This window comes from Allobosea sp., from assembly GCF_017308015.1.
GTDB lineage: Bacteria > Pseudomonadota > Alphaproteobacteria > Rhizobiales > Beijerinckiaceae > Allobosea.
Window position 1 is genome coordinate 1 of record NZ_JAFKFW010000006.1, and the last position, 19109, is coordinate 19109.

The 19109-nt window shown below is 66.5% G+C and carries 20 protein-coding genes; 8 read left to right on the forward strand and 12 right to left on the reverse strand.

What is annotated here, in order from left to right:
• Nucleotides 1-295 precede the first annotated feature (295 nt).
• A complete protein-coding gene (locus J0I42_RS06810) occupies nucleotides 296-1099 on the forward strand; it encodes a DUF72 domain-containing protein (RefSeq protein WP_291654059.1) in 804 nt (267 codons plus the stop codon).
• 4 nt (nucleotides 1100-1103) lie between these two features.
• On the opposite strand, the gene J0I42_RS06815 is transcribed toward J0I42_RS06810, so the two are convergent.
• The 6 genes from J0I42_RS06815 to htpX form a co-directional block, all read right to left on the reverse strand.
• A complete protein-coding gene (locus J0I42_RS06815) occupies nucleotides 1104-1592 on the reverse strand; it encodes a YbaK/EbsC family protein (RefSeq protein WP_291654061.1) in 489 nt (162 codons plus the stop codon).
• On the reverse strand, nucleotides 1589-1867 hold the full coding sequence (locus J0I42_RS06820) for a hypothetical protein (RefSeq protein WP_291654063.1): 279 nt from the start codon (nucleotides 1865-1867) through the stop codon (nucleotides 1589-1591). Before J0I42_RS06820 ends, J0I42_RS06815 begins: the two co-directional genes overlap by 4 nt.
• 57 nt (nucleotides 1868-1924) lie before the next feature.
• On the reverse strand, nucleotides 1925-3517 hold the full coding sequence (gene purH, locus J0I42_RS06825; protein ID WP_291654065.1) for a bifunctional phosphoribosylaminoimidazolecarboxamide formyltransferase/IMP cyclohydrolase: 1593 nt from the start codon (nucleotides 3515-3517) through the stop codon (nucleotides 1925-1927).
• Nucleotides 3518-3618: 101 nt separating this feature from the next.
• Complete coding sequence (locus J0I42_RS06830; protein ID WP_291654067.1) at nucleotides 3619-5337, reverse strand: heparinase II/III family protein; 1719 nt, start codon at nucleotides 5335-5337, stop codon at nucleotides 3619-3621.
• An 84-nt stretch (nucleotides 5338-5421) separates the two neighbouring features.
• Complete coding sequence (locus J0I42_RS06835; protein ID WP_291654069.1) at nucleotides 5422-6783, reverse strand: RsmB/NOP family class I SAM-dependent RNA methyltransferase; 1362 nt, start codon at nucleotides 6781-6783, stop codon at nucleotides 5422-5424.
• 1 nt (nucleotide 6784) lies between these two features.
• Nucleotides 6785-7714 (reverse strand): zinc metalloprotease HtpX, encoded by a 930-nt coding sequence (htpX, locus tag J0I42_RS06840; RefSeq protein ID WP_291654071.1) that lies wholly within the window; start codon nucleotides 7712-7714, stop codon nucleotides 6785-6787.
• Nucleotides 7715-7830: 116 nt separating this feature from the next.
• Here htpX and J0I42_RS06845 point away from each other — a divergent pair, with 116 nt between their 5' ends.
• Both J0I42_RS06845 and J0I42_RS06850 read left to right on the forward strand, forming a co-directional pair.
• The gene (locus tag J0I42_RS06845) at nucleotides 7831-8052 is read left to right on the forward strand and encodes a DUF1674 domain-containing protein (protein ID WP_291654073.1); all 222 of its coding nucleotides are present in this window, start codon (nucleotides 7831-7833) and stop codon (nucleotides 8050-8052) included.
• Nucleotides 8053-8254: 202 nt separating this feature from the next.
• On the forward strand, nucleotides 8255-9559 hold the full coding sequence (locus tag J0I42_RS06850) for a class I SAM-dependent methyltransferase (RefSeq protein ID WP_291654075.1): 1305 nt from the start codon (nucleotides 8255-8257) through the stop codon (nucleotides 9557-9559).
• 184 nt (nucleotides 9560-9743) lie between these two features.
• Here J0I42_RS06850 and J0I42_RS06855 read toward each other — a convergent pair whose 3' ends face one another.
• A complete protein-coding gene (locus J0I42_RS06855) occupies nucleotides 9744-10061 on the reverse strand; it encodes a DUF2853 family protein (RefSeq protein WP_047574507.1) in 318 nt (105 codons plus the stop codon).
• A 230-nt stretch (nucleotides 10062-10291) separates the two neighbouring features.
• Here J0I42_RS06855 and J0I42_RS06860 point away from each other — a divergent pair, with 230 nt between their 5' ends.
• The gene (locus J0I42_RS06860; RefSeq protein WP_291654079.1) at nucleotides 10292-11248 is read left to right on the forward strand and encodes a 2-hydroxyacid dehydrogenase; all 957 of its coding nucleotides are present in this window, start codon (nucleotides 10292-10294) and stop codon (nucleotides 11246-11248) included.
• 4 nt (nucleotides 11249-11252) lie between these two features.
• Here J0I42_RS06860 and J0I42_RS06865 read toward each other — a convergent pair whose 3' ends face one another.
• From J0I42_RS06865 to J0I42_RS06880, 4 genes are all read right to left on the reverse strand, one after another.
• A complete protein-coding gene (locus J0I42_RS06865) occupies nucleotides 11253-11765 on the reverse strand; it encodes a L,D-transpeptidase (RefSeq protein WP_291654080.1) in 513 nt (170 codons plus the stop codon).
• A 113-nt stretch (nucleotides 11766-11878) separates the two neighbouring features.
• Nucleotides 11879-12703 (reverse strand): heme ABC transporter ATP-binding protein, encoded by an 825-nt coding sequence (locus tag J0I42_RS06870; RefSeq protein WP_291654082.1) that lies wholly within the window; start codon nucleotides 12701-12703, stop codon nucleotides 11879-11881.
• Nucleotides 12696-13724, reverse strand: coding sequence for a FecCD family ABC transporter permease (locus tag J0I42_RS06875; protein WP_291654249.1), 1029 nt, complete (start codon nucleotides 13722-13724; stop codon nucleotides 12696-12698). The genes J0I42_RS06870 and J0I42_RS06875 overlap by 8 nt, the downstream gene beginning before the upstream one ends.
• 74 nt (nucleotides 13725-13798) lie before the next feature.
• Nucleotides 13799-14758 (reverse strand): heme/hemin ABC transporter substrate-binding protein, encoded by a 960-nt coding sequence (locus J0I42_RS06880; protein WP_291654083.1) that lies wholly within the window; start codon nucleotides 14756-14758, stop codon nucleotides 13799-13801.
• Between the two features lie 347 nt (nucleotides 14759-15105).
• On the opposite strand from J0I42_RS06880, the gene hmuQ reads away from it, so the two are divergent.
• The 3 genes from hmuQ (at nucleotide 15106) to J0I42_RS06895 (ending at nucleotide 17583) form a co-directional block, all read left to right on the forward strand.
• The gene (hmuQ, locus tag J0I42_RS06885) at nucleotides 15106-15453 is read left to right on the forward strand and encodes a heme-degrading protein HmuQ (RefSeq protein WP_291654084.1); all 348 of its coding nucleotides are present in this window, start codon (nucleotides 15106-15108) and stop codon (nucleotides 15451-15453) included.
• A gap of 10 nt (nucleotides 15454-15463) precedes the next feature.
• Nucleotides 15464-15985 carry a heme utilization cystosolic carrier protein HutX gene (gene hutX, locus J0I42_RS06890; protein WP_291654085.1) on the forward strand — a complete coding sequence of 174 codons (522 nt, stop codon included), beginning with the start codon at nucleotides 15464-15466 and terminating at the stop codon, nucleotides 15983-15985.
• A 140-nt stretch (nucleotides 15986-16125) separates the two neighbouring features.
• A complete protein-coding gene (locus J0I42_RS06895; protein WP_291654086.1) occupies nucleotides 16126-17583 on the forward strand; it encodes a hypothetical protein in 1458 nt (485 codons plus the stop codon).
• Between the two features lie 62 nt (nucleotides 17584-17645).
• On the opposite strand, the gene J0I42_RS06900 is transcribed toward J0I42_RS06895, so the two are convergent.
• The gene (locus tag J0I42_RS06900; RefSeq protein ID WP_291654087.1) at nucleotides 17646-18368 is read right to left on the reverse strand and encodes a fused DSP-PTPase phosphatase/NAD kinase-like protein; all 723 of its coding nucleotides are present in this window, start codon (nucleotides 18366-18368) and stop codon (nucleotides 17646-17648) included.
• A gap of 152 nt (nucleotides 18369-18520) precedes the next feature.
• On the opposite strand from J0I42_RS06900, the gene ppa reads away from it, so the two are divergent.
• The gene (ppa, locus tag J0I42_RS06905) at nucleotides 18521-19060 is read left to right on the forward strand and encodes an inorganic diphosphatase (protein ID WP_291654088.1); all 540 of its coding nucleotides are present in this window, start codon (nucleotides 18521-18523) and stop codon (nucleotides 19058-19060) included.
• Nucleotides 19061-19109 lie beyond the last annotated feature (49 nt).

Genomic DNA, 19109 nt, shown 5'->3' on the forward strand with positions numbered 1-19109 from the left:
GCGGGGTGGAGCAGCCCGGTAGCTCGTCAGGCTCATAACCTGAAGGTCGTCAGTTCAAATCTGGCCCCCGCAACCAATATCGCCAAAAACCCCGCCTCCAAAACAGGCGGGGTTTTCGCGTTCGAGCCCAGAAAACGGATGCGACGCCGACGAGGCTGATCACCAGCTCGCAAAAGCAGGCTCCTCCTGACAGCCTTGGCCGGCCCTACGACCTATCCTCCTGCCATCTGTCGGGAAACGGGTGGCGCACCGCTGCTCGCGAAGGCAGGATCGGTCTGATAATCGGAGGAGTGCGATGACCGCCGCAGCAGGCAAGATTCATATCGGCATCGGCGGCTGGGTGTTCGAGCCCTGGCGCGGGGCTTTCTACCCCGATGGGCTGCCCCAGAAGCGCGAGCTCGAATATGCGGCGAGCAAGCTCACGTCGATCGAGATCAACGGCACCTATTACGGCTCGCAGAAGCCGGAGAGCTTTGCTAGATGGCGCGAAGAGACGCCGGCCGATTTCGTATTTGCGCTGAAGGGCTCGCGCTTCTGCACGAATCGTCGCGTGCTGGCGGAGGCAGGGCCCTCGGTCGAGAAATTTCTCTCCAGCGGCCTGACCGAATTGAAGCAGAAGCTCGGGCCGATCAACTGGCAGTTCATGCCGACCAAGCGGTTCGATCCCGACGATTTCGAGGCTTTCCTCAGGTTGCTACCCAAGGAGCTCGATGGGATGACGCTGCGCCATGCCGTCGAGGTCCGGCATGACAGCTTTCGCTCGCCGGATTTCATTGCGCTCCTGCGCGAGTACGGGGTGGCCGCGATCACCTCGGCCGACGCCGACTATACCCAGATTGCCGATGTGACGGCGCCGTTCGTCTATGCCCGGATCATGGGGACGAAGGAGCTGGAGCCGAAAGGCTATTCCGAAGCGGGGTTGGATCGTTGGGCGAAGGCGGCGCACGCCTGGGCCAGGGGCAGCGTACCGGAGGGGCTGGATATCGTCGGCCCCGCGACGAAGGCCGGGAAGCGCGACGTGTTTCTCTATGTCATCAGCGGAGGCAAGGTGCGCAATCCGGCTGCTGCGATGGAGCTGATCGCACGAACCAGGGTCTGAGTTCCTATTCCGCCGCGGCGACGTCCTGCGTTGCTTCCTGGCAGGTATCGACCCATTCGGCCTGGGTCAGCTCGGCCATGCGCTCCGGTGCGATGCGTAGCGCGCTATGCGTCGAACCGGCCGCCGGCACGACGATGTCGAAGGCCCTCAGAGAGATGTCGCAATAGACCTTGAGCGGCGTCGCCAGCCCGAAGGGGCAGACGCCACCGACCGGATGACCGGTCAGGGCCTCGACCTCCTCTTGTCCAAGCATGCGCGGCTTGCCGCCGAGCGCCGCCTTGGCCTTCCTGTTGTCGAGCCGCGCGTCGCCACGGGTGACGACAAGCACGACCTCGTTGCCGATGCGCAAGGAAAGCGTCTTGGCGATCTGGCCGGGCTCGACACCATGAGCCGCCGCGGCGAGCGGCACGGTGGCGCTGCTTTCCTCGGTGACGATGACAGCGATATCGGGCGCGTTCTTGGCGAAGAAGGTGCGGACGGATTCGAGGCTCATCGGGCGATTCGGAAAGTCAGCCACAGGATCAGCAGGCTGGCGATGGCCGGCACGCCGAAGACGACGAGGAAGATCGGCGCTTCCTCCCTTACGGTATAGCCCGCCCGGGCGACGCCGATCCAGAGATTGATCAAGGCACCGGCGAACCAGAGCGGCAGGAAGAGCTTCACGGCGAAGGGGATCGGCCGGCCGGCGGCAATAGACAGGCGCGGCGCCAGGACGAGCAGCATGCCGAGCAGGGCAAAGCCGATGCCGATGACCTTGATCGTGTGCACTTCTTCCCCTGCGTCAATGGTCTGGCCGCAGAGGCTGGCGCGCTGCGGGCCTCGCCGTCAATGGCGGAAGTGGCGATGCCCGGTGAAGACCATGGCGAGGCCGGCCTCGTCGGCCGCCTTGATCACCTCATCGTCGCGCATCGAGCCGCCCGGCTGGATCACGGCGGTGGCGCCGGCCTCGGCCGCAGCGAGCAAGCCGTCGGCAAAGGGGAAGAAGGCGTCGGAGGCGACGACCGAGCCCTTGGCGAGGCTCTCCGCGACGCCGGCCGCCTTCGCGGCCTCTGCGGCCTTCCAGGCAGCAATGCGCGAGGAATCGACCCGGCTCATCTGGCCGGCGCCGATGCCGACGGTTGCGAGATCCTTCGCATAGACAATGGCGTTCGACTTGACGTGCTTGGCGACGCGGAAGGCGAAGCGCAGGTCGGCCAGCTCGCGCTCGCTCGGCTGCCGCTTCGTCACGACCTTGAGCTCCATGTCGTCAACGACGGCATTATCCCGCGACTGGGCGAGGAAGCCGCCGGAAACGGTGCGCAGCGACAGGCCGGGTGCACGGACATCCGGCAGTCCGCCGGTGAGCAGCAGGCGCAGGTTCTTCTTGGCGGCGATCATCGCGATCGCCTCCTCGTCGGCGTCCGGCGCGATGATGACTTCGGTGAAGATCTCGACGATCTTCCTGGCCGCAGCGGCGTCGAGCTTGCGGTTCAGCGCGACGATGCCGCCGAAGGCCGAGACGGGATCGCAGGCCAGCGCGCGCTCATAGGCTTCGAGCAGCGAGCCGCCGGCGGCGACGCCGCAAGGGTTGGCATGCTTGACGATGACGCAGGCGGCAGAAGCCTCGGGCGCGAACTCGGCGACGCATTCGAAGGCGGCGTCGGTGTCGTTGATGTTGTTGTAGGAGAGCTGCTTGCCCTGGACCTGACGCGCGGTCGAGACACCCGGCCGGTTCTCCGGCGTGCGGTAGAAGGCGGCCCATTGATGCGGGTTCTCACCGTAGCGCATCGTCTCGGCGAGGGCGCCGCCAAGGGCGCGGAAGGCCGGGGCCGTGTCGCCAAGCTCATTGGCGAACCAGTTCGAGATCGCCGCGTCATAGGCCGCGGTGCGGGCATAGGCCTTCTGGGCGAGTTTGCGGCGCAGCGTCAGCGTGGTCGCGCCCTTCTGCGCCTCGAGATCGGCGAGGACGGAGGGATAGTCGGCCGGCTCGACCACCACGGCGACGTCGTGATGGTTCTTGGCGGCGGCGCGGATCATGGCGGGGCCGCCGATATCGATGTTCTCGATGCAGTCGTCATAGGCCTTGCCGGCGGCGACCGTCGCCTCGAACGGGTAGAGATTCACGACCAGCAGATCGATCGGCTGGATGCCGTGGCCGAGCATTGAGGCCTGGTGTTCGGGATGCGAGCGGATGGCGAGCAGGCCGCCATGGACCTTCGGATGCAGGGTCTTGACCCGGCCGTCCATCATCTCGGGGAAGCCGGTGAGGTCGGAGACGTCCGAGACCGGCAGGCCGGCTTCGGCGATCGCCTTGGCGGTGCCGCCGGTCGAGACCAGCGCGATGCCGAGCTTGTGGAGGGCGCGCGCGAAATCGATCAGGCCCGTCTTGTCGGAAACGGAAAGGAGCGCGCGTTCGACGCGGCGAAGCTCATTCGGCATCGGGATCAGGTCCGGCTTTGATTGCAGGAAGGCAGTTTCGGCAGACGCGCGCGGGCTATCATGCTGCGCTGCAAAAGGCAAAAGCCGCCGTCGCAGAACCGTCACGCGTCAGGTGCGGGTTCCATGGCCTCGCGCTCGGCGATCACGGCGGCAACGGTCTTGCCGGCACGCGGATTGGCGGCGCTGATCCGGCTGAATCGCCAGATAACGCGTGGAGTCGCAACCGCGTCGAAGGCGATGACGAGTTGCTCGGTGCGGCGCCTGCCGTCGGACGAGGCAAGGAAGATGCTCTCCTCGATGGCGATGGCGGCGCCGCCGGCTTCGAAGCTCCAAACCTCGCCCGAGGCGAGCGCCAGAAGCGCGCCCGTGCCCTCGCGGACGAGGCTTGCGCGGACATTGGGGTGAAGATGGAAGCGCAGCGCCGCGGAAAGTGCCGTATGCGTGCCGGTCAGGGCGACTTCATCCTCTCCGGCAAGTGTCGCGCCATCGGGTGCCAGCACGAGCCGGCGGGTATGGACCGCGCCGAGATTGCGGCGATAGCCGTCATGGCTTGCCACCCATTCGGCGCCGCCAGCCCCATCCTGGCGGGCGGCACGGACATCGCGGGGGCCGGAGACAATACGCATCTCGCCCAGAACCGTGCCGAAATTCGCGCTCGAGCGATCGTCGAGGACAAGTGTGGAATGGGCTGCGGTGCTGCGTGCGGCGAGCTTCAACTCCGGCGGGCCGAAACGGCTGGCGCCGCAATTGACGATGATGCGCTGCGCGCCGCTGGAGAATTCGAAGGCGAGGCAGCCGGCATGTGCCTCGACCGAATAGGCGCCGCGTGGCGGGGCCCCTGCATCCGCGACGACGATGCTGCGTTCGGCCGAGAGGCGGCTGTAGCCGGAATAGGCGGCGTGCTCGGTCGGGCGGCCACGCGCGTCGTCATAGGCAGCGAGCGTCGCCATCAGGTCGGGCGGGGTCGTGCCCATGCCGTTGAACAAGGCGAGCGCCCCGTCGCCATGCCGGAACAGGCGCAGATGCGGCATCATCCGCTCGATCGCGGTCAGCAGGCCGCGCGGCGGTTCTGCGCCGCGGGCAGCGAAGGTTTCGCGCAAGGGCAGGAGATCGAGCAGGAATTCGATCAGCAGGCGCGGGTTGCGCGAGAGATGGCCGCCATCGGGGAGGATCTGCTCGTCGAGCTCGTCGGAGAGGAGGGTTTCGATCCGGCGCCGGCGGCCGTCCTGTCCATCAAGGCAAATGGCGGCGAAGGCGATGGCGATCAGCCCGTTCAACCGGTCGGCGCCCTCGACTGCACCGGCGAGAGCCAGGCTCAGCCGGTCGGTGAGGCGTGAGACATGACGCAGATAGCGCTCGTAGAAGGCGTGATCGGCGCCCTCCAGCAGCAGTGGTGAGTGCGACAGGAAGGAGATCAGCCGGCGGGCGGCCACGGCCGGGCGTCGTGCGATGTCGTGCCGGTCCCTGCGCCGGGTGATGAAGTCCTCGACAAGGCTGCGGGCATTGGCGCGGGCGATAGCCGTATCGGCGGCGCGCATGTGGCGCAGCCAGCCAAAGCCGTAGAGCCCTTCGGCCCAGGCTTCGCTCGGCGGCGTCGCGTCGAAAGGCGATTCGCCGTGGCTGCGCAGCGTCCGCCCGGCGAAGGCATAATAGCCCGCGTAGAAGTCGCCAGCCGTTGTCGGGTCGGCCGTGCGCAGGTCGTGCGGGGCGAAGAGCAAGCGTGTGACGTGGCTCCGGCCGAACGGCCAGAGCTTGCGGGTCGCGCCGACAAACTGGCCGCGGGTTCGCCGCGCCGCCCGTCCGATCGCGGCCTGGGCCAACCCCCGTCGCTCAGCCCACCCGTTCAAAACTCCCGTCAGCTCCGTGCCCGGGCGCGGCAGCGTGCCGCGCGAATCCCGATCTTGTCATAGCCTGATCAGGCGGGTTGCGTAAAATCCCGCCCATCCCGACAGGCGCGGAGTTTCGCCCGGCAATTGGTGTGGAAGGGTACGGATATCGCCGTTCGCGTCGATTGCCTCGGCCAAACCGCCGATTTCCTCGGAACGAACCGGCTCGCGACGAAACTGGGGATTGCGAGCCAGGAAGGCGGTGGTCTGCTGCTCGCCTTCCTCCGGCTCCAGCGAGCAGGTGCAGTAAACGAGGCGTCCGCCGGACTTGGTCAGCGCGGCGGCGGCGTCGAGCAGGCGCGCCTGCAGGGCGGCGAGGCGGTCGCGATCCTCGGGGAGCTTGGTCCAGGCGACATCGGGATGGCGGCGGATCGTACCGGTTGCGCTACAGGGCGCGTCGAGCAGCACGGCGTCGAACGGCTCGGCCTTCCATGTTGCCGCATCGGCTGTGACGACCTCGGCCGAGAGTCCGAGCCGGGCGAGATTGGCCTTCAGGCGACGCAGGCGCGGGCCGGAGCGGTCGAGCGCGGTGACGTTGGCGCCGGCCGCCGCGATCTGAGCGGTCTTGCCGCCGGGAGCAGCGCAGAGATCGGCGATGCGCTCGCCCGGTTGTGGAGCCAGCAGCTTCACCGGCAGGGCGGCGGCGGCGTCCTGAACCCACCATTCACCCTCGTCGAAGCCGGACAGGCCGGCGATGGCCTGGCGCTCGCGCAGGCGCACGGAGCCGATCGGCAGGGCAATGCCATCGAGCTTTTCCGCCCAGCCGGCTGGGTCGGCCTTGACTGTGAGGTCGAGCGGCGGCTCCTCGCGATGGCTCTGCGCGATCGCGGCGGCGGTGTCCTCGCCATAGGCCGTGCACCAGCTTTCCACCAGCCAGTCGGGCGTATCGCCGAAGACTTCCGCCTGCGCTTCGGCGAGAACCGCATCGCGCTCACGGGCGAGGCGACGCAGCACGGCATTGCCGAGCGCGGCATAGCGGGCCGAGCGCGGATCCTCATGCAGATGGCGGATGGCGAGGTCGACGGCCGCATGATCGGGTACGTCGAGGAAGAGAATCTGGGCGGCGGCGGCCGTCACGATCGGTTCGAACGGGCCGGATTTGCGCGGGCTGCCGCGGTCGAGCCGCGCATCGATCGCCTGCTGAATCGTGCCGAGGCGGCGGAAGGCCGTCACTACGATGGCGCGGGCGAGGCTCGCATCGGCGGCATCGAGCCCTGATCCGGGCAGCATCCGCTCCAGGGTCTCGTCGAGCGCGACGCGGGCGCGCAGCACTTCGTCGATGACGGCGGCTGCGAGACGGCGCGCCGGCAGGCCCGGCGCATCGTCGGATTTCGGCGCTTCCGGCTGGGGCGGGCGGCGTGTGGAGGCTTGATCCGCCATCTCAGCCCCACGGGCCCGGCTGGCGCGGGGCGTTACCCCAGGGATTGTTGGCGGCCTGGGCGGTGAACCCTGTACCGGCATTGCCGCTGGTGATGCCGAGCGCCCGTGCCTGATCCATCAGGGCGGCGATGCGATTGCCGGTGTCGGGGTGTGTCGAGAACAGATTATCCATGCCGCCGCCGGTCAGGGGATTGATGATGAACATGTGCGCCGTAGCAGGCTTGGCCTCGGCTGTCTCGTTGGGGATGTGCTGGACTCCGGCCGCGATCTTGGCGAGCGCATCGGCAAGCCAGACCGGATTGCCGCAGATCTGACCGCCGAGCCGGTCAGCCTCATACTCGCGCGAGCGCGAAATCGCCATCTGGATCAGTGCAGCCGCCATCGGCGCCAGGATCGAGAGCAGGATCTGGACGATGACATTCGGGCGGTTGTCGCGCGAGCCGAAGAACATGCCGAATGTGACGAGCGAGGAGATCGCGCCGGCGAAGGTCGCAGTGATCGTCATGGTCAGCGTGTCGTGGTTCTTGATATGCGCGAGCTCGTGCGCCATCACGCCAGCGAGTTCCTCATAGGTCAGCGTGCGCAGGATGCCGGTGGTCGCCGCCACGGCCGCGTTCTGCGGGTTGCGGCCGGTAGCGAAGGCGTTGGGCTGGTCCTCGTGAATCAGGTAGACGCGCGGCATCGGCATGTTCGCGCGGGCCGCGAGATCGCGCACCATTCCGTAGAGCTCGGGCGCGCTGCGCTCATCGATCTCCTGCGCGTTATGGGCTGCTAGCGCCATCCGGTCGGAATTCCAGTAGCTGAAGAGGTTTGTCACGGCCGCGAAGCCGAGAGCCATCAGCATGCCGCCCCCACCGCCGAGCAGATAGCCGACCGCGCCGAAGAGCGCCGTCAGGCCCGCCATCAACATGCCGGTGCGAACGTAGTTCATTGAAACCCCTTCTATGGCGCCTGTTTGCGCAAGCCCTCGCATCTGCGAGCGTCGTGCCCTATGTGGTGAGGGCAATCCCGATCCTGCAAGAGAATCCTGCAAGGAAACGTGCCGACATGCCCGAGAAGACCGATCAGGACAGGCTCGCGGAGGCTGCCGAGCCCAAGATTCTGTCTCCAGCGGCGGAGCGCGCATTGGCCGAAGCGGCGGCGCGACGCGCCGCGATCGATGCCCATGCCGCGGAAGTCGCAAGGCAGCGCGAGGTCAATGGGCGCGGCGGGCTGGAGCCGGTGCGCTATGACGACTGGGAAGTGAAGGGCATCGCCAGCGATTTCTAGCCTCATTGCGAGTTCTCGGATCTTGCTCACGGCAAGCCCGGAGACAGGCTCCGCGGAACAATGTCGGAGGGCCGCGCATGGTGTCTCAACCGACCCGCCGGGATGGTCCTACCGCTTCGCGCCTCGCGAAGACAGAGCTGCAAGGCGCTCCTGCATGTTGCCAGATGGCGGCTTCGCGTCCAAACATCTGCGGATGCGCTTCATGGACAGCAACGACAAGCGCCTCGCGGCCCTGCGCCGCCTTCTCGCCGAGGTGCATGAGAAGCTCGGCCTGAAGCTCGGCTTCCGTCTCTGGGACGGCAGTTCGGTGCCGGCCTCCTGGCCGTCGGATGGGCTCGCCATCGCCATTGCCGATGCCGGCGTTTTGGCCGCGCTGCTCCGCAAACCCAAGCTCGATACGGTGCTGAACCTGCACATCGCCGATCGCATCGCGATCGTGAACGGTTCGATCTTCGATCTCGCCGCCGCACGACCAGAAGGCAAGATCGGCAAGCTCGCGCGGGATATCCCGAAGGGCGCTGTCTTCGATGTCGTCCGTCGCTTCATCTTCGCGCCGGGCAAGGCGCCCGATGCGATCGGCCATCGCAAGGGCGATGAACTCGCGCGCGATGGCGCGCCCGCCACCAACAAGGCCAATATCGCCTATCATTACGACGTTTCGAACGATTTCTACCGGCTCTTCCTCGACGAGGAGATGGTCTACACCTGCGCCTATTTTACCGAGGATCACGGCGATCTGGAGCGGGCCCAGCGTGACAAGCTTGACATGATCTGCCGCAAGCTGCGCCTGAAGCCGGGCGACCGCTTCCTCGATATCGGCTGCGGCTGGGGCGCGCTGGTCTGCCATGCCGCGCGCTATTACGGCGTCGAGGCTCATGGCGTGACGCTGGCCGAGGAGCAGCTCGCTCTGGCGCGCGACAAGGTCGGGAAGCTCGGCCTTCAGGGCAAGGTCACGCTCCACCTCAGGGACTTCACGCAGATGGAAGGGGAGTTCGACAAGATTTCCTCCATCGGCATGTTCGAACATGTCGGCATCCGCAATCATCCGTCCTATTTCCAGACGGTGAACCGGCTGCTCAGGCCGCGCGGTCTGTACCTGCATCATTGCATCTCGCGCCGCGCCAAGAAGACCGAGAAGGCCTTCAACAAGATGCCGGCGGAGTATCGCGCACTGGTGCGCTACATCTTTCCGGGTGGGGAGCTCGACCATCTGGGGATGTCGATCGCCAATCTCGAGCGCCATGGCTTCGAGGTCCACGATGTCGAAGGCTGGCGCGAGCACTACCAGCGCACGACGCGGCTGTGGTGGGAGCGACTGGAGGCCAACAGAGCCAGAGCCGAGGCCGAGATCGGCCCCGAGCGAACGCGGATGTGGCTGCTGTATCTCGCGGGCTGCTCGCTTGCCTTCGAGCGCGGCGGGGCGCTGATCAACCAGACGCTGGTCTCGAAACGGCGCAAGGGCGCTTCCGGCCTGCCGCTGACGCGCGCAGACCTCTATCGCGTCTGAACGGGACTTTGGCCGGCACCGCATCGGACCGAAATGTGGATTCTTCCTTTCAGAAGAATCCGATGCAGCAATACCCTGCTAGATCACCGTTATCGCGCCCCACAGGGCGCGCGGTGATCTAGGCCTGGGTCTTCCGTATGTCCTGTTTTCGGGAAGCCGCCCGGCTTGTCGTCGGGCCGAAGCCTTACTTCTTGACGAAGAGGTCGAGCTTTCCGTGATGCTCGGCCAGCAGGTAGTAGAAGGTCAGGCGGGACTTGGTCTTGTCGGCCTTCATATGCTCGCAGATCGCCTTGACCGAGCCATCGAGATCGCCGGACTTCAAGCCGAGCTTCTTCTTCAGGAAGTTTTCGCGGACGCGGTCGAGTTCGGCCGGATCGGAGCAGGCGACGTAGCGGGTGTCTGGTTTGCTCATCACCAGAGCGTAGGATTTCGACATGCCGGCGAAGGCCGCTTCGTTGAGCGGCTTCTTGGCGAATTTCTTCACGTCGGCGAGATGGTCCATCTGGTAGCCCCTTCCTGACCCGCGCGGGAGTACGGGTGGTTACGTGTCGCGGGGCGGACGTTAACGCGGTTCTTCGTGAGGTGCGAGAGGGCAAACGCGATGATTTCCAGATTTTGGAACCGCTTCGCCCTCTCTTTGGTAGAAAGTCGAAATGCGCTACGTCGAGCACAGGCACCATGTTGCTCGAGACCTGTTCGGAGGGGGCGGTGCTGACACGCAGCATGCGCTCAATGGATAAGATGAAGCCGACGATCCTGATGATTCCGCGCCTCGCCGACGATGCGATTGCGAGCCTGAAGCAAAGCTACACGGTGATCGGGCCGGTCGATGGCGGCGATGCTGCGGGCATCCCGGCCGCTGCGCGGGAAGCCCGTGCGTTGGTGACCTATGGCGGGCTCCGCACCGACGCGGAACTGATGGCCGCCTTGCCGAAGCTCGAGTTGATCGCCTGCTATGGCAGCGGTATCGAGGGGGTCGATGCCACCGCAGCCAAGGCGCGCGGCATCAGGCTCTGCAACGCCGCCGATGCCAATGCGCGCAGTGTGGCGGAATTCGCGATGGGCCTGATGCTCTGCGTCATGCGTGGGATCGGGCGAGGCGATCGATTCGTCCGGGAAGGCCTTTGGAATCGCCGGGGTATCGAGCCGGTGGCCAATACGCCGGACCTGGCCGGCCGGAAGATCGGCATCTACGGGCTTGGCGCCATCGGCAGTCGCATCGCGAGCCGGGCCGCGGCTTTCGAGATGGAGGTGGGCTATCACAGCCGCACGCCCAAGCCGGGGCTGGATTATCGCTTCCATGACAGCCTGCTCGGCCTCGCCGAGTGGGCGGATGTGCTCATGGTCGCGGTCCGGGCCAGCGCGGAGACGCGCAATGCGGTCGACGACGCCGTCCTGAGCGCGCTGGGGCCGTCGGGCCATGTCGTCAACATCTCGCGGGGGCTCGTCATCGACGAAGAGGCGCTCTGCGCTGCCCTCGAACAAAAGCGGATCGCCGGGGCTGCGCTCGACGTCTTCGTGGCGGAGCCGCATGTGCCGGAGCGGCTGCGCAAGCTCGACAACGTCGTGCTGACTCCTCATATCGCCGCGAGTTCGCAGGACGCCAAGAAGGCGCAGTTGCGCACGCTGCTCAGCAATCTCGACGCGTTCTTTGCGGGCCGGCCGATGCCTTCGGCCGTTCCGCTTTGACGTCTCAGGGCAGGACGACGACCGGCGTGCCCATCCGGACGCGGGCGTAGAGATCGATCACGTCCTGGTTGTGCATGCGGAAGCAGCCATAGGACGCGGCGGTGCCGATCGTGTTCGGCATGTTGGTGCCGTGGATGGCGTATTGCCCGGTCGGTCCCAGCCCGATGACGCGCGCGCCCATCGGGTTGCGAGGAGAGCCGCCCGGAATGACGTCGGGCAGGCGTGGGTTGTCCCGCCGGACCTCTGCCGGCGGGCTCCAGGCCGGATCGACCTGCAGTTCCTCGACATATTTGACGCCGCGCCACTGCTTGCCGGCCTTGCCGACGGCGACAGTGTAGCGGATCGCCTCGCCGGGCCCGGTGACGAAATAGAGCCTCCGCTCGCCGGTGCGGATCACGATGGTGCCGGGGTCGAAGCGCCCGTCGCGCATCCCGACGATCTCGCGTGCCTGTGCCGGCAGCGCGGCGGGAGAGGCTGCCGCGAGGACAAGGGTGGCAACGGCGGCATGTCTGAGCATGGTCGGAACTCCCGCTGGAAACTGGCGGGAGTTGTGGCGTTACAGCCGTGAAGCGGGGGTTGAGCGATATGGTGAAGCCGTGATTCAGGATGAATCGCGGCTGAATCCGTTTCCTATGCCGCCGGCCGGGCGCGATGCTGCTGCGGCAGCAGGAAGGGCAGACCGGGTGCGGGGGCGCGGCTCAGCGTCAGGTCGACCTTGAAGACCTGGCGCAGCAGGGCGTCGTCCAGGGTCTTCGCCGGCGGCCCCTGCGCGATGATGTGGCCCTGATCCATCACGACGAGATGGTCGGCATAGGTCACGGCTAGATTGAGATCGTGCAGCACGATCAGCACCGCCACACCGCGCGCGGCGATGCTGCGAGCCATGTCGAGCAGCGCGAGCTGGTGGCAAAGATCGAGGCTGGCGATCGGCTCGTCGAGGAAGAGCACCTGCCGCTCGGCGACGCTCCGGCCAGCCTCGAGCTGGCAGAGCGCGCGGGCGAACTGCACGCGCTGCTGCTCGCCGCCGGAGAGCGTCTGGTAGCGTCGTCCCGCGAGATCGATCACGCCGGCGGCGGCGAGGCTTTCGGCGACGATCGCCTCGCGCCGCTGGCGCGAGAGCGCCCGGCCGATACCGTCAACGCCGAGGCTCGCGACCTCGTAGACGCTGAAGGGGAAGGCGAGGCGGGCATGCTGGGCCATGACCGAGCGCAGGCAGGCCAGCCGCCAGGCGGGAACCGATGCGAACGGTTCGCCGGCGATGCGGATCTCGCCGCCGGCCGGCTTGATCTCGCCGGTCAGGAGTTTGAGCAGCGTCGATTTGCCGGCGCCGTTCGGGCCGATCAGAATCGTGGTCGTGCCGCCGGCCAATTCGAGGTTCGCATCGGTGACCAGCCGACGCCCGTCCGCGACGAAGCTGACACCATGGCCGGATAGGAACGGGTTCGCTTCAGACATCGATCAGGCTCGTGCGGCGCAGCAGCAACCAGAGGAAGAAGGGCGCGCCGATCGTGGCGGTGACGATGCCGATCGGCAGCTCGGCCGGGACGACGATGAGGCGGGCGACGATGTCGGCGCCGACCAGCAGCATCGCGCCGCCCAATGCCGAGAGCGGCAGCAGCAGACGATGATCCGGCCCGACGCAGAGCCGGATCAGATGCGGCACGACGATGCCGACGAAGCCGATCAGGCCGGCCGTGGCGACGCTGGCGCCGACGGCGAGCGCGACCAGCAGGATCGCCAGCGCCTTGATGCGCTGGACGGGGATGCCGAGATGATAGGCCTCGGCCTCGCCGAGCATGAGCCCATTCAGGCCGCGTGCCAGCAGCGGCATCAGCAGAAGCAGCGGCAGGATGATCGGCGCGACCACTGTCAGCTTGGTCCAGCTCGCGCCGCCCAGGCTGCCGAGCGACCAGAAGGTGAGATCGCGCAATTGCCGGTCGTCCGACCAGAAGGCGAGGAGGCCGGTCAACGCGCTGGCGAGCGCGCCGAGCGCGACACCGGCGAGCAGCATCGTCGCGACCGAGGTGCGGCCGCCACGGGTGGCGATGAGATACAGCGCCAGCGTCGAGACGAGGCCGCCGCAGAAGGCGCCGGCCGGCAGGGCGGCGAAAGGCAGCTTCATCATGCTGCCGGCGAGGAAGCGGTCGCCGAGCACGATCGTGGCGGCTGCGGCGAGCGCCGCGCCGCTGGAGACGCCGACAAGGCCGGGATCGGCGAGCGGGTTGCGGAACAATCCCTGCATCAACGCTCCCGAAACCGCGAGGCCAGCGCCGACGAGAAGGCCGAGAAGGACGCGCGGCAGGCGGATATTGAGGACGACGAGGACGTCGCGACCTTCGAGCAGGCTGGTGTCGCCCGTCAGGCGCGCCATCAGGATCTCGGCGACGCGGCCCGGCGCGATCGCGATCGCCCCCTGCCCGATGGCGACGATGGTCAGGAAAAGGCAGGCGAGGCCGAGGCCGATGACGGCGAGCATGCCGGTGCGCCGGCGGCCGGCGATCAGCGTTGCCAAGGTTGAAGAGGCCACGGTCGGGGCAGGCGTCGCGAGGGTCACGGGGTGGCGGCCGTCCCGAGCGGCGGGATCACGGCTTCCGGATAGATCGCGGCCATCAGGTCGCGGGCCGCCATCGGCGTGCGTGGTCCGAAGCCGAGCAGATAGAGTCCGTCCATATGGACCAACCGCTTCTCGCTTGCCGCGGGAATCCGGGCGAAGGCAGGCATCGCGAAAAGCTCGTCCGGCGTGATGTTGTGCGCGCTGCTGTTGCGCATCATCAGCACCATGTCGGGCGCGGCGGCGGCGATCGCCTCATCCGTCATCGGCTTGTAGCCTTCGATCGCGTCGGCGACGTTGATACCGCCGGCCAGCGCGATGATGCCGTCGGCCGAGCTGTTACGGCCGCCGACCATCGCCCGGCCGTTCTGCAGCGAAAGCAGGAAGAGGATACGCTTCTTCCTCGCAAGACCGGCGCGCAGCGTGGCGAGTTCGTCGAAATGCGCCCTGGTCTGCGCGGCCAGGCGTTCGGCCGGGGCGGCCGCGCCGATCGCGGTACCGATCGCGGCGATCTTGGTGACGACCCCCTCGGGGGTCAGCCCATCATGGATGCGGGCGATCTTCACGCCGGATTCGCTCAAGAGCGAAACGGCGTCCGGCGGACCGGCGCCGTCGATCAGCATGATCAGCGACGGCTTCAGCGAGAGCACGCCTTCGGCTGAAAGCGCGCGGACATAGCCGACATTGGCCTTCTCCTTCAGCGCCTCGGGCGGGAATTGGCTGGTGGAGTCGATGCCGACGATGCGGTCCTGCAGGCCGAGCGCGTAGATGACCTCGGTAATGACGCCGCCGGCGACGACGATGCGATCCGGCGTCTGGGCAAGTGCTGCGCCCGGCAAGGCCCGGGAGAGCCCGAGCCCGCCGAGGCCAAGAGCGCTCAAGCCAAGGGCTGTCGTCAGCTCGCGGCGGTTCGGCTGCTGAAGGCCGCGATGCGCTGGGATGATGCGCGAGCCGGGCATGTCGCAACTCCATTCGGGCGCAGATGGCGGTCTTTCCGGCATGAGCGCTCAGATTACAAGTTTGTAGTCAGTTTAAAATGATTCAATATAGAGTATATCTTGTTTTTAATTACTCAAAACAAGATATACTTTGCATCATTATTGACGCTGATATGAGCCTTTACTACAACGGGTCAAGGGCTATGCGATGCGCAGCCAACCCGTCTGGCGATATCGCCGGACGGGCGGTTTCCGGCTCTTGCGCATGTCCCGGTCGAAACCTCCGCTCGGAGGCGGTCGATCGGGACAGGATTGCCCGGTTTCGTTCGCTTCCGCCGTTTCCGGCGTGCCAGATGCAGGATTTACTCATGTTCATCGCCATGAATCGCTTCAAGGTCGTCAAGGGCGAGGAGGCCGCCTTCGAGACGGTGTGGTCCTCGCGCAAGAGCCGCCTCGACGAGATGCCGGGCTTCCTCTCCTTCCATCTGCTGAAGGGGCCGGAGAAGGAGGACCACACACTCTACTCCTCCCATACGAGCTGGGCCTCGAAGGAGGATTTCACGGTCTGGACCAAGTCCGAGCAGTTCCGCGAATCGCATCGCAGCGCCGGCCAGCCGCGTCCGAAGCCGATCTATCTCGGCCATCCCGAGTTCGAGGGGTTCGAGACCGTGCTGAGCGAGAGCAATCCGCACCTGCCCCGCCAGGCGGCCGAGTGAGGCTCGGGCTATGACGATTGCCGATATCACCAAGCGGGATCCGATGGAGCAGGCGCGTGCGCTGCTCGCCGCCAAGCCGGACGGCCTGGTCGAGGCGATTGCGCGCGAGGCCAAGGTCTCGACGCGCGCCGTGCTCGAGCTTTTGCCCGAGGCGCAGCGCCAGTTCGTGGCACCCGAGCGTTTCGAGGACGTCTGGAAGGAGCTCGCGACCTGGGGCACGGTGCTCTTCCTGATGCATACGCCCGACATCGTGCTGGAATGCGAGGGCTCACTCCCGGTCGGCAGCTTCGGCCACGGCTATTACAACATCCATGGCGACAGTCCGATCGGCGGCCACATCAAAGCCGAGAACTGCCGGGCGATCTATCTGGTCGACCGTTCGACGGCGCAGGGCCGGCGTGCCTGCTCGGTGCAGTTCTTCAACGGCGCCGGCGACGTGATGTTCAAGGTCTTCGTGCGGCGTGATACCGCGCGGGAACTGCTGCCGGATCAGCTGGCGCGGTTCGAGGCGCTCAAGACGACATTCGCCTGAGCCGCAAAAACGACATGGTGTCCGGTTCATGCATCGCGCGGCAGAAGCCGCGCGATGCGGCCACCGATGAAGGCGATGAGCGGAATTCACCATTCGTTAACCATGCTGGCCCAGCCTTCGCGGCAGAAGGCCCGTCGACCATGACCGTCTCCCGCGACCGAGAGCCCGCGGATAACGCGACGGACATGGCCGGCGAGGAACTACCCGACGGTTCGACGATGGGGGTCGCGATGGCCGCACATGTCACCATGGATCGGGCCCATCTGCCGCATCGGCGCCCGGGGCTGACGATCGCGGCCGGGCGAAGGTTTGTGGCAAGGCGGGTTCCCGCTCTGCGCTCGAATCTGGGCTCGGCGCTTCTGCTTGGCCTACGCTTCATTCAGGCGCGGCTGATCTCGGTCTGGGGTCTGATCATCGCGGCCGCCCTGTGTCCGCCCTTCGTCTTCGCAGCCTTCGCCGTCTTTTCCTCGGCTGCGAACTTCATCTCGATCGCCTCGCTGCTGCGGCTGGAAGCGGTGTTCTTCAGGAGCAGCGATCGCGTCCGGCTCGGTCTCGCCTTCCGCCTTGCGGCGACCGTGGGCTCGGCCTTCCTCGCCGTCACCACATTCATCCTGATCGGGCTCGCCGCGACCGGTTGGATCGCGCCCGCGGTCGCCTTCTTCTTCCTCGTCTCGCTCACGGCGCGCTCGGTGCTGCGCCTGCTTTGGTCAGAGGCCACCGCGGAGGGGGATTTCCGCGCCATCGGCAACAGCAATGTCGTCCAGGCCGTGGTGCAGCCGGCCATCATGCTGATCCTGATCGCGATCTTCGGTCCGAAGGCGCTGACCCTGTTCATGGCCGATGCGCTCGGGCATGTCCTGGCGGCGGCCTATCTGCTGCTGCGCCGGCGGGATTCGATCGCCGGCCTGGTCCGTCCGGCGCTTTGGTCCTGGCGCAGTCTCATCGAGGCGACGGTGCGCTGGCGGGACGCTCCGTTGGCCCTGCTGCCTTCGGCCCTGCTGGCCTATGGATTCGCGGTCGCGCCGCTCCTCGCGCTGCCTTATGCCAGCAATACCGTTCTAGCGGCGCAGGTCGCGCTGTCGATGCGTCTGCTTGACATGCCGACCCAGATGTTCGGAACCGTTTCCATCCCGCTGGTGCTGAACCGCCTGCGGATGCATGTGGGTCCACGTCGGCGCTTCTGGGCGCGGATCATGACCCTTGGGCTGACCGTCGGCGCGACCGTCCTGTTCAGCGCCATCGCCGTCGCCTCGCTCATGGCCGATCAATGGCTGATCGGAACCCAGTGGCAGGATCTGGGCGAGGTCGTCGCGCTGCTGGCGGCATTCTATATCGGTATCGCCGTGCTCGGCCCATTGCAGGAAGTGGCGACGCTTTCGCGCCAGCCCTTCTGGCAGGTCGCGATCAATGCCGTCGCATTGGTTGCGATCGTGGCGGCTATGGCATGGTTTCGGGTCCTGTCGCCGGAGTTGCTGCTGACGATCGGCGCCATCTCGATCCTCCGGACGCTGGCGCATGCCGCCTTCATCTGGCTGCATCTCGACGATCCCGCCGAGGCGCCGTCCGACTGCCTTGCTGCTTCGGGGGGTGCCCGCTGAGCGGCTTTTGCTCGCCGCATTCCCTTTACGCGAACCGGTGGCCACTTGGCTTGAATATGCTCTTATTCGCGGCGGATCAGCCTGTCTGCGATCAGCGAGGAGAGTAGCCCGGGCTTGAACTCGCGCTCCAGCCGCTCGGGGTCGTAGATCGTGGCGACCCAGTCGAGGAAGGCGACGCCGTTCGTTTCACCCTCACGGTGATAGGCCTCGAAGAAGGCGTCGAGAATGCCGGTCTTGGCAAAGCGAAAATGGCCGTAGCGCAGTGAGAGCTGGCGCATGGCCTCGTCGAGCGGTCGTCCTTCATGCACTAGCAGATAGAGGGCCGAGAAGAAGCCGGCCCGATCAGCGCCCGATTTGCAGTGAACGAGGGCTGGCTCGTCGAGACTTGCGAAGAAAGCTTTCGCGCCGATGATGGTCTCGCGATCGGGCGCGCCTCGCGAGCGCAGCACGAAATCGACGAGCTTGATGCCGTGGCGCTCGCAGGCCTCCTTCTGGAGCGGCCAGGAGCCGTGCTCGCGGCCGCCACGCAGGTTGACGATGGTCTTGATGCCCTTGCGCGCGAAGGCCGCGATCTGGCCGGGTGCCGGCTGGGCCGAGCGCCAGAGCCGCGGCGTGACGCGGTGGGCGTTGAGATAGGCGAGCCGGAAGATGCCGTGGTCGACAAGGAGCATGTTGGCCCAGGCGCGCAGGCGCTGGCCGCGGCCTTCGAGCGGCCGGTCCCAGCGGGCGATGCGGGCCATGCGGCGGGCATAGCGCTCTTCGTCGGGGCGCAGGCGGCTCAGCACGGCCTGGTCTCGGGGCTGTTCATGGGGCGCCGGATAGCAGCGCGGGGGCGCATGCGCAAATCGTCTGAGCACCAAGCGTGGCGGAAGGGCTTGGACTTTTCGCCGCGAACTTGCATAAGGCCCGGCAAAATTCCCAAGCGACAGGTTCCAGAATGCGCATCGACGCCATCTCCATCGGCAAGAACCCGCCCGAAGAAGTGAATGTCCTGATCGAAGTGGCGATCGGCGGCGAGCCGATCAAGTACGAGATGGACAAGGAAGCCGGCACGCTCTTCGTCGACCGCTTCCTCTATACCCCGATGCGTTATCCCGGAAACTACGGCTTCATCCCGCATACGCTCTCGGAAGACGGCGACCCCTGCGACGTGCTGGTCGCCAATACGCGTCCGCTGGTGCCGGGCTCCTATATTGCGGTCAGGCCCATTGGCGTGATGCTGATGGAGGACGAGGGCGGCGGCGACGAGAAGATCATCGCCGTGCCCGTGCCGAAGCTGACCAAGCGCTACGAGAACGTCCACAACTACACCGATCTGCCGCAGATCACGCTCGATCAGATCCAGCACTTCTTCGAGCATTACAAGGATCTGGAGCCCGGCAAATGGGTCAAGCTCAAGGGCTGGGGCGACGCCGCCATGGCCAGGAAGCTGATCGTCGAGGCGATCGAGCGGGCGAAGGCGGCGAAGGAGGGCTGAGCCCTCTCGTCCAGACGTTTCGAAGGGCCGCGTGCAGCGCGGCCCTTTT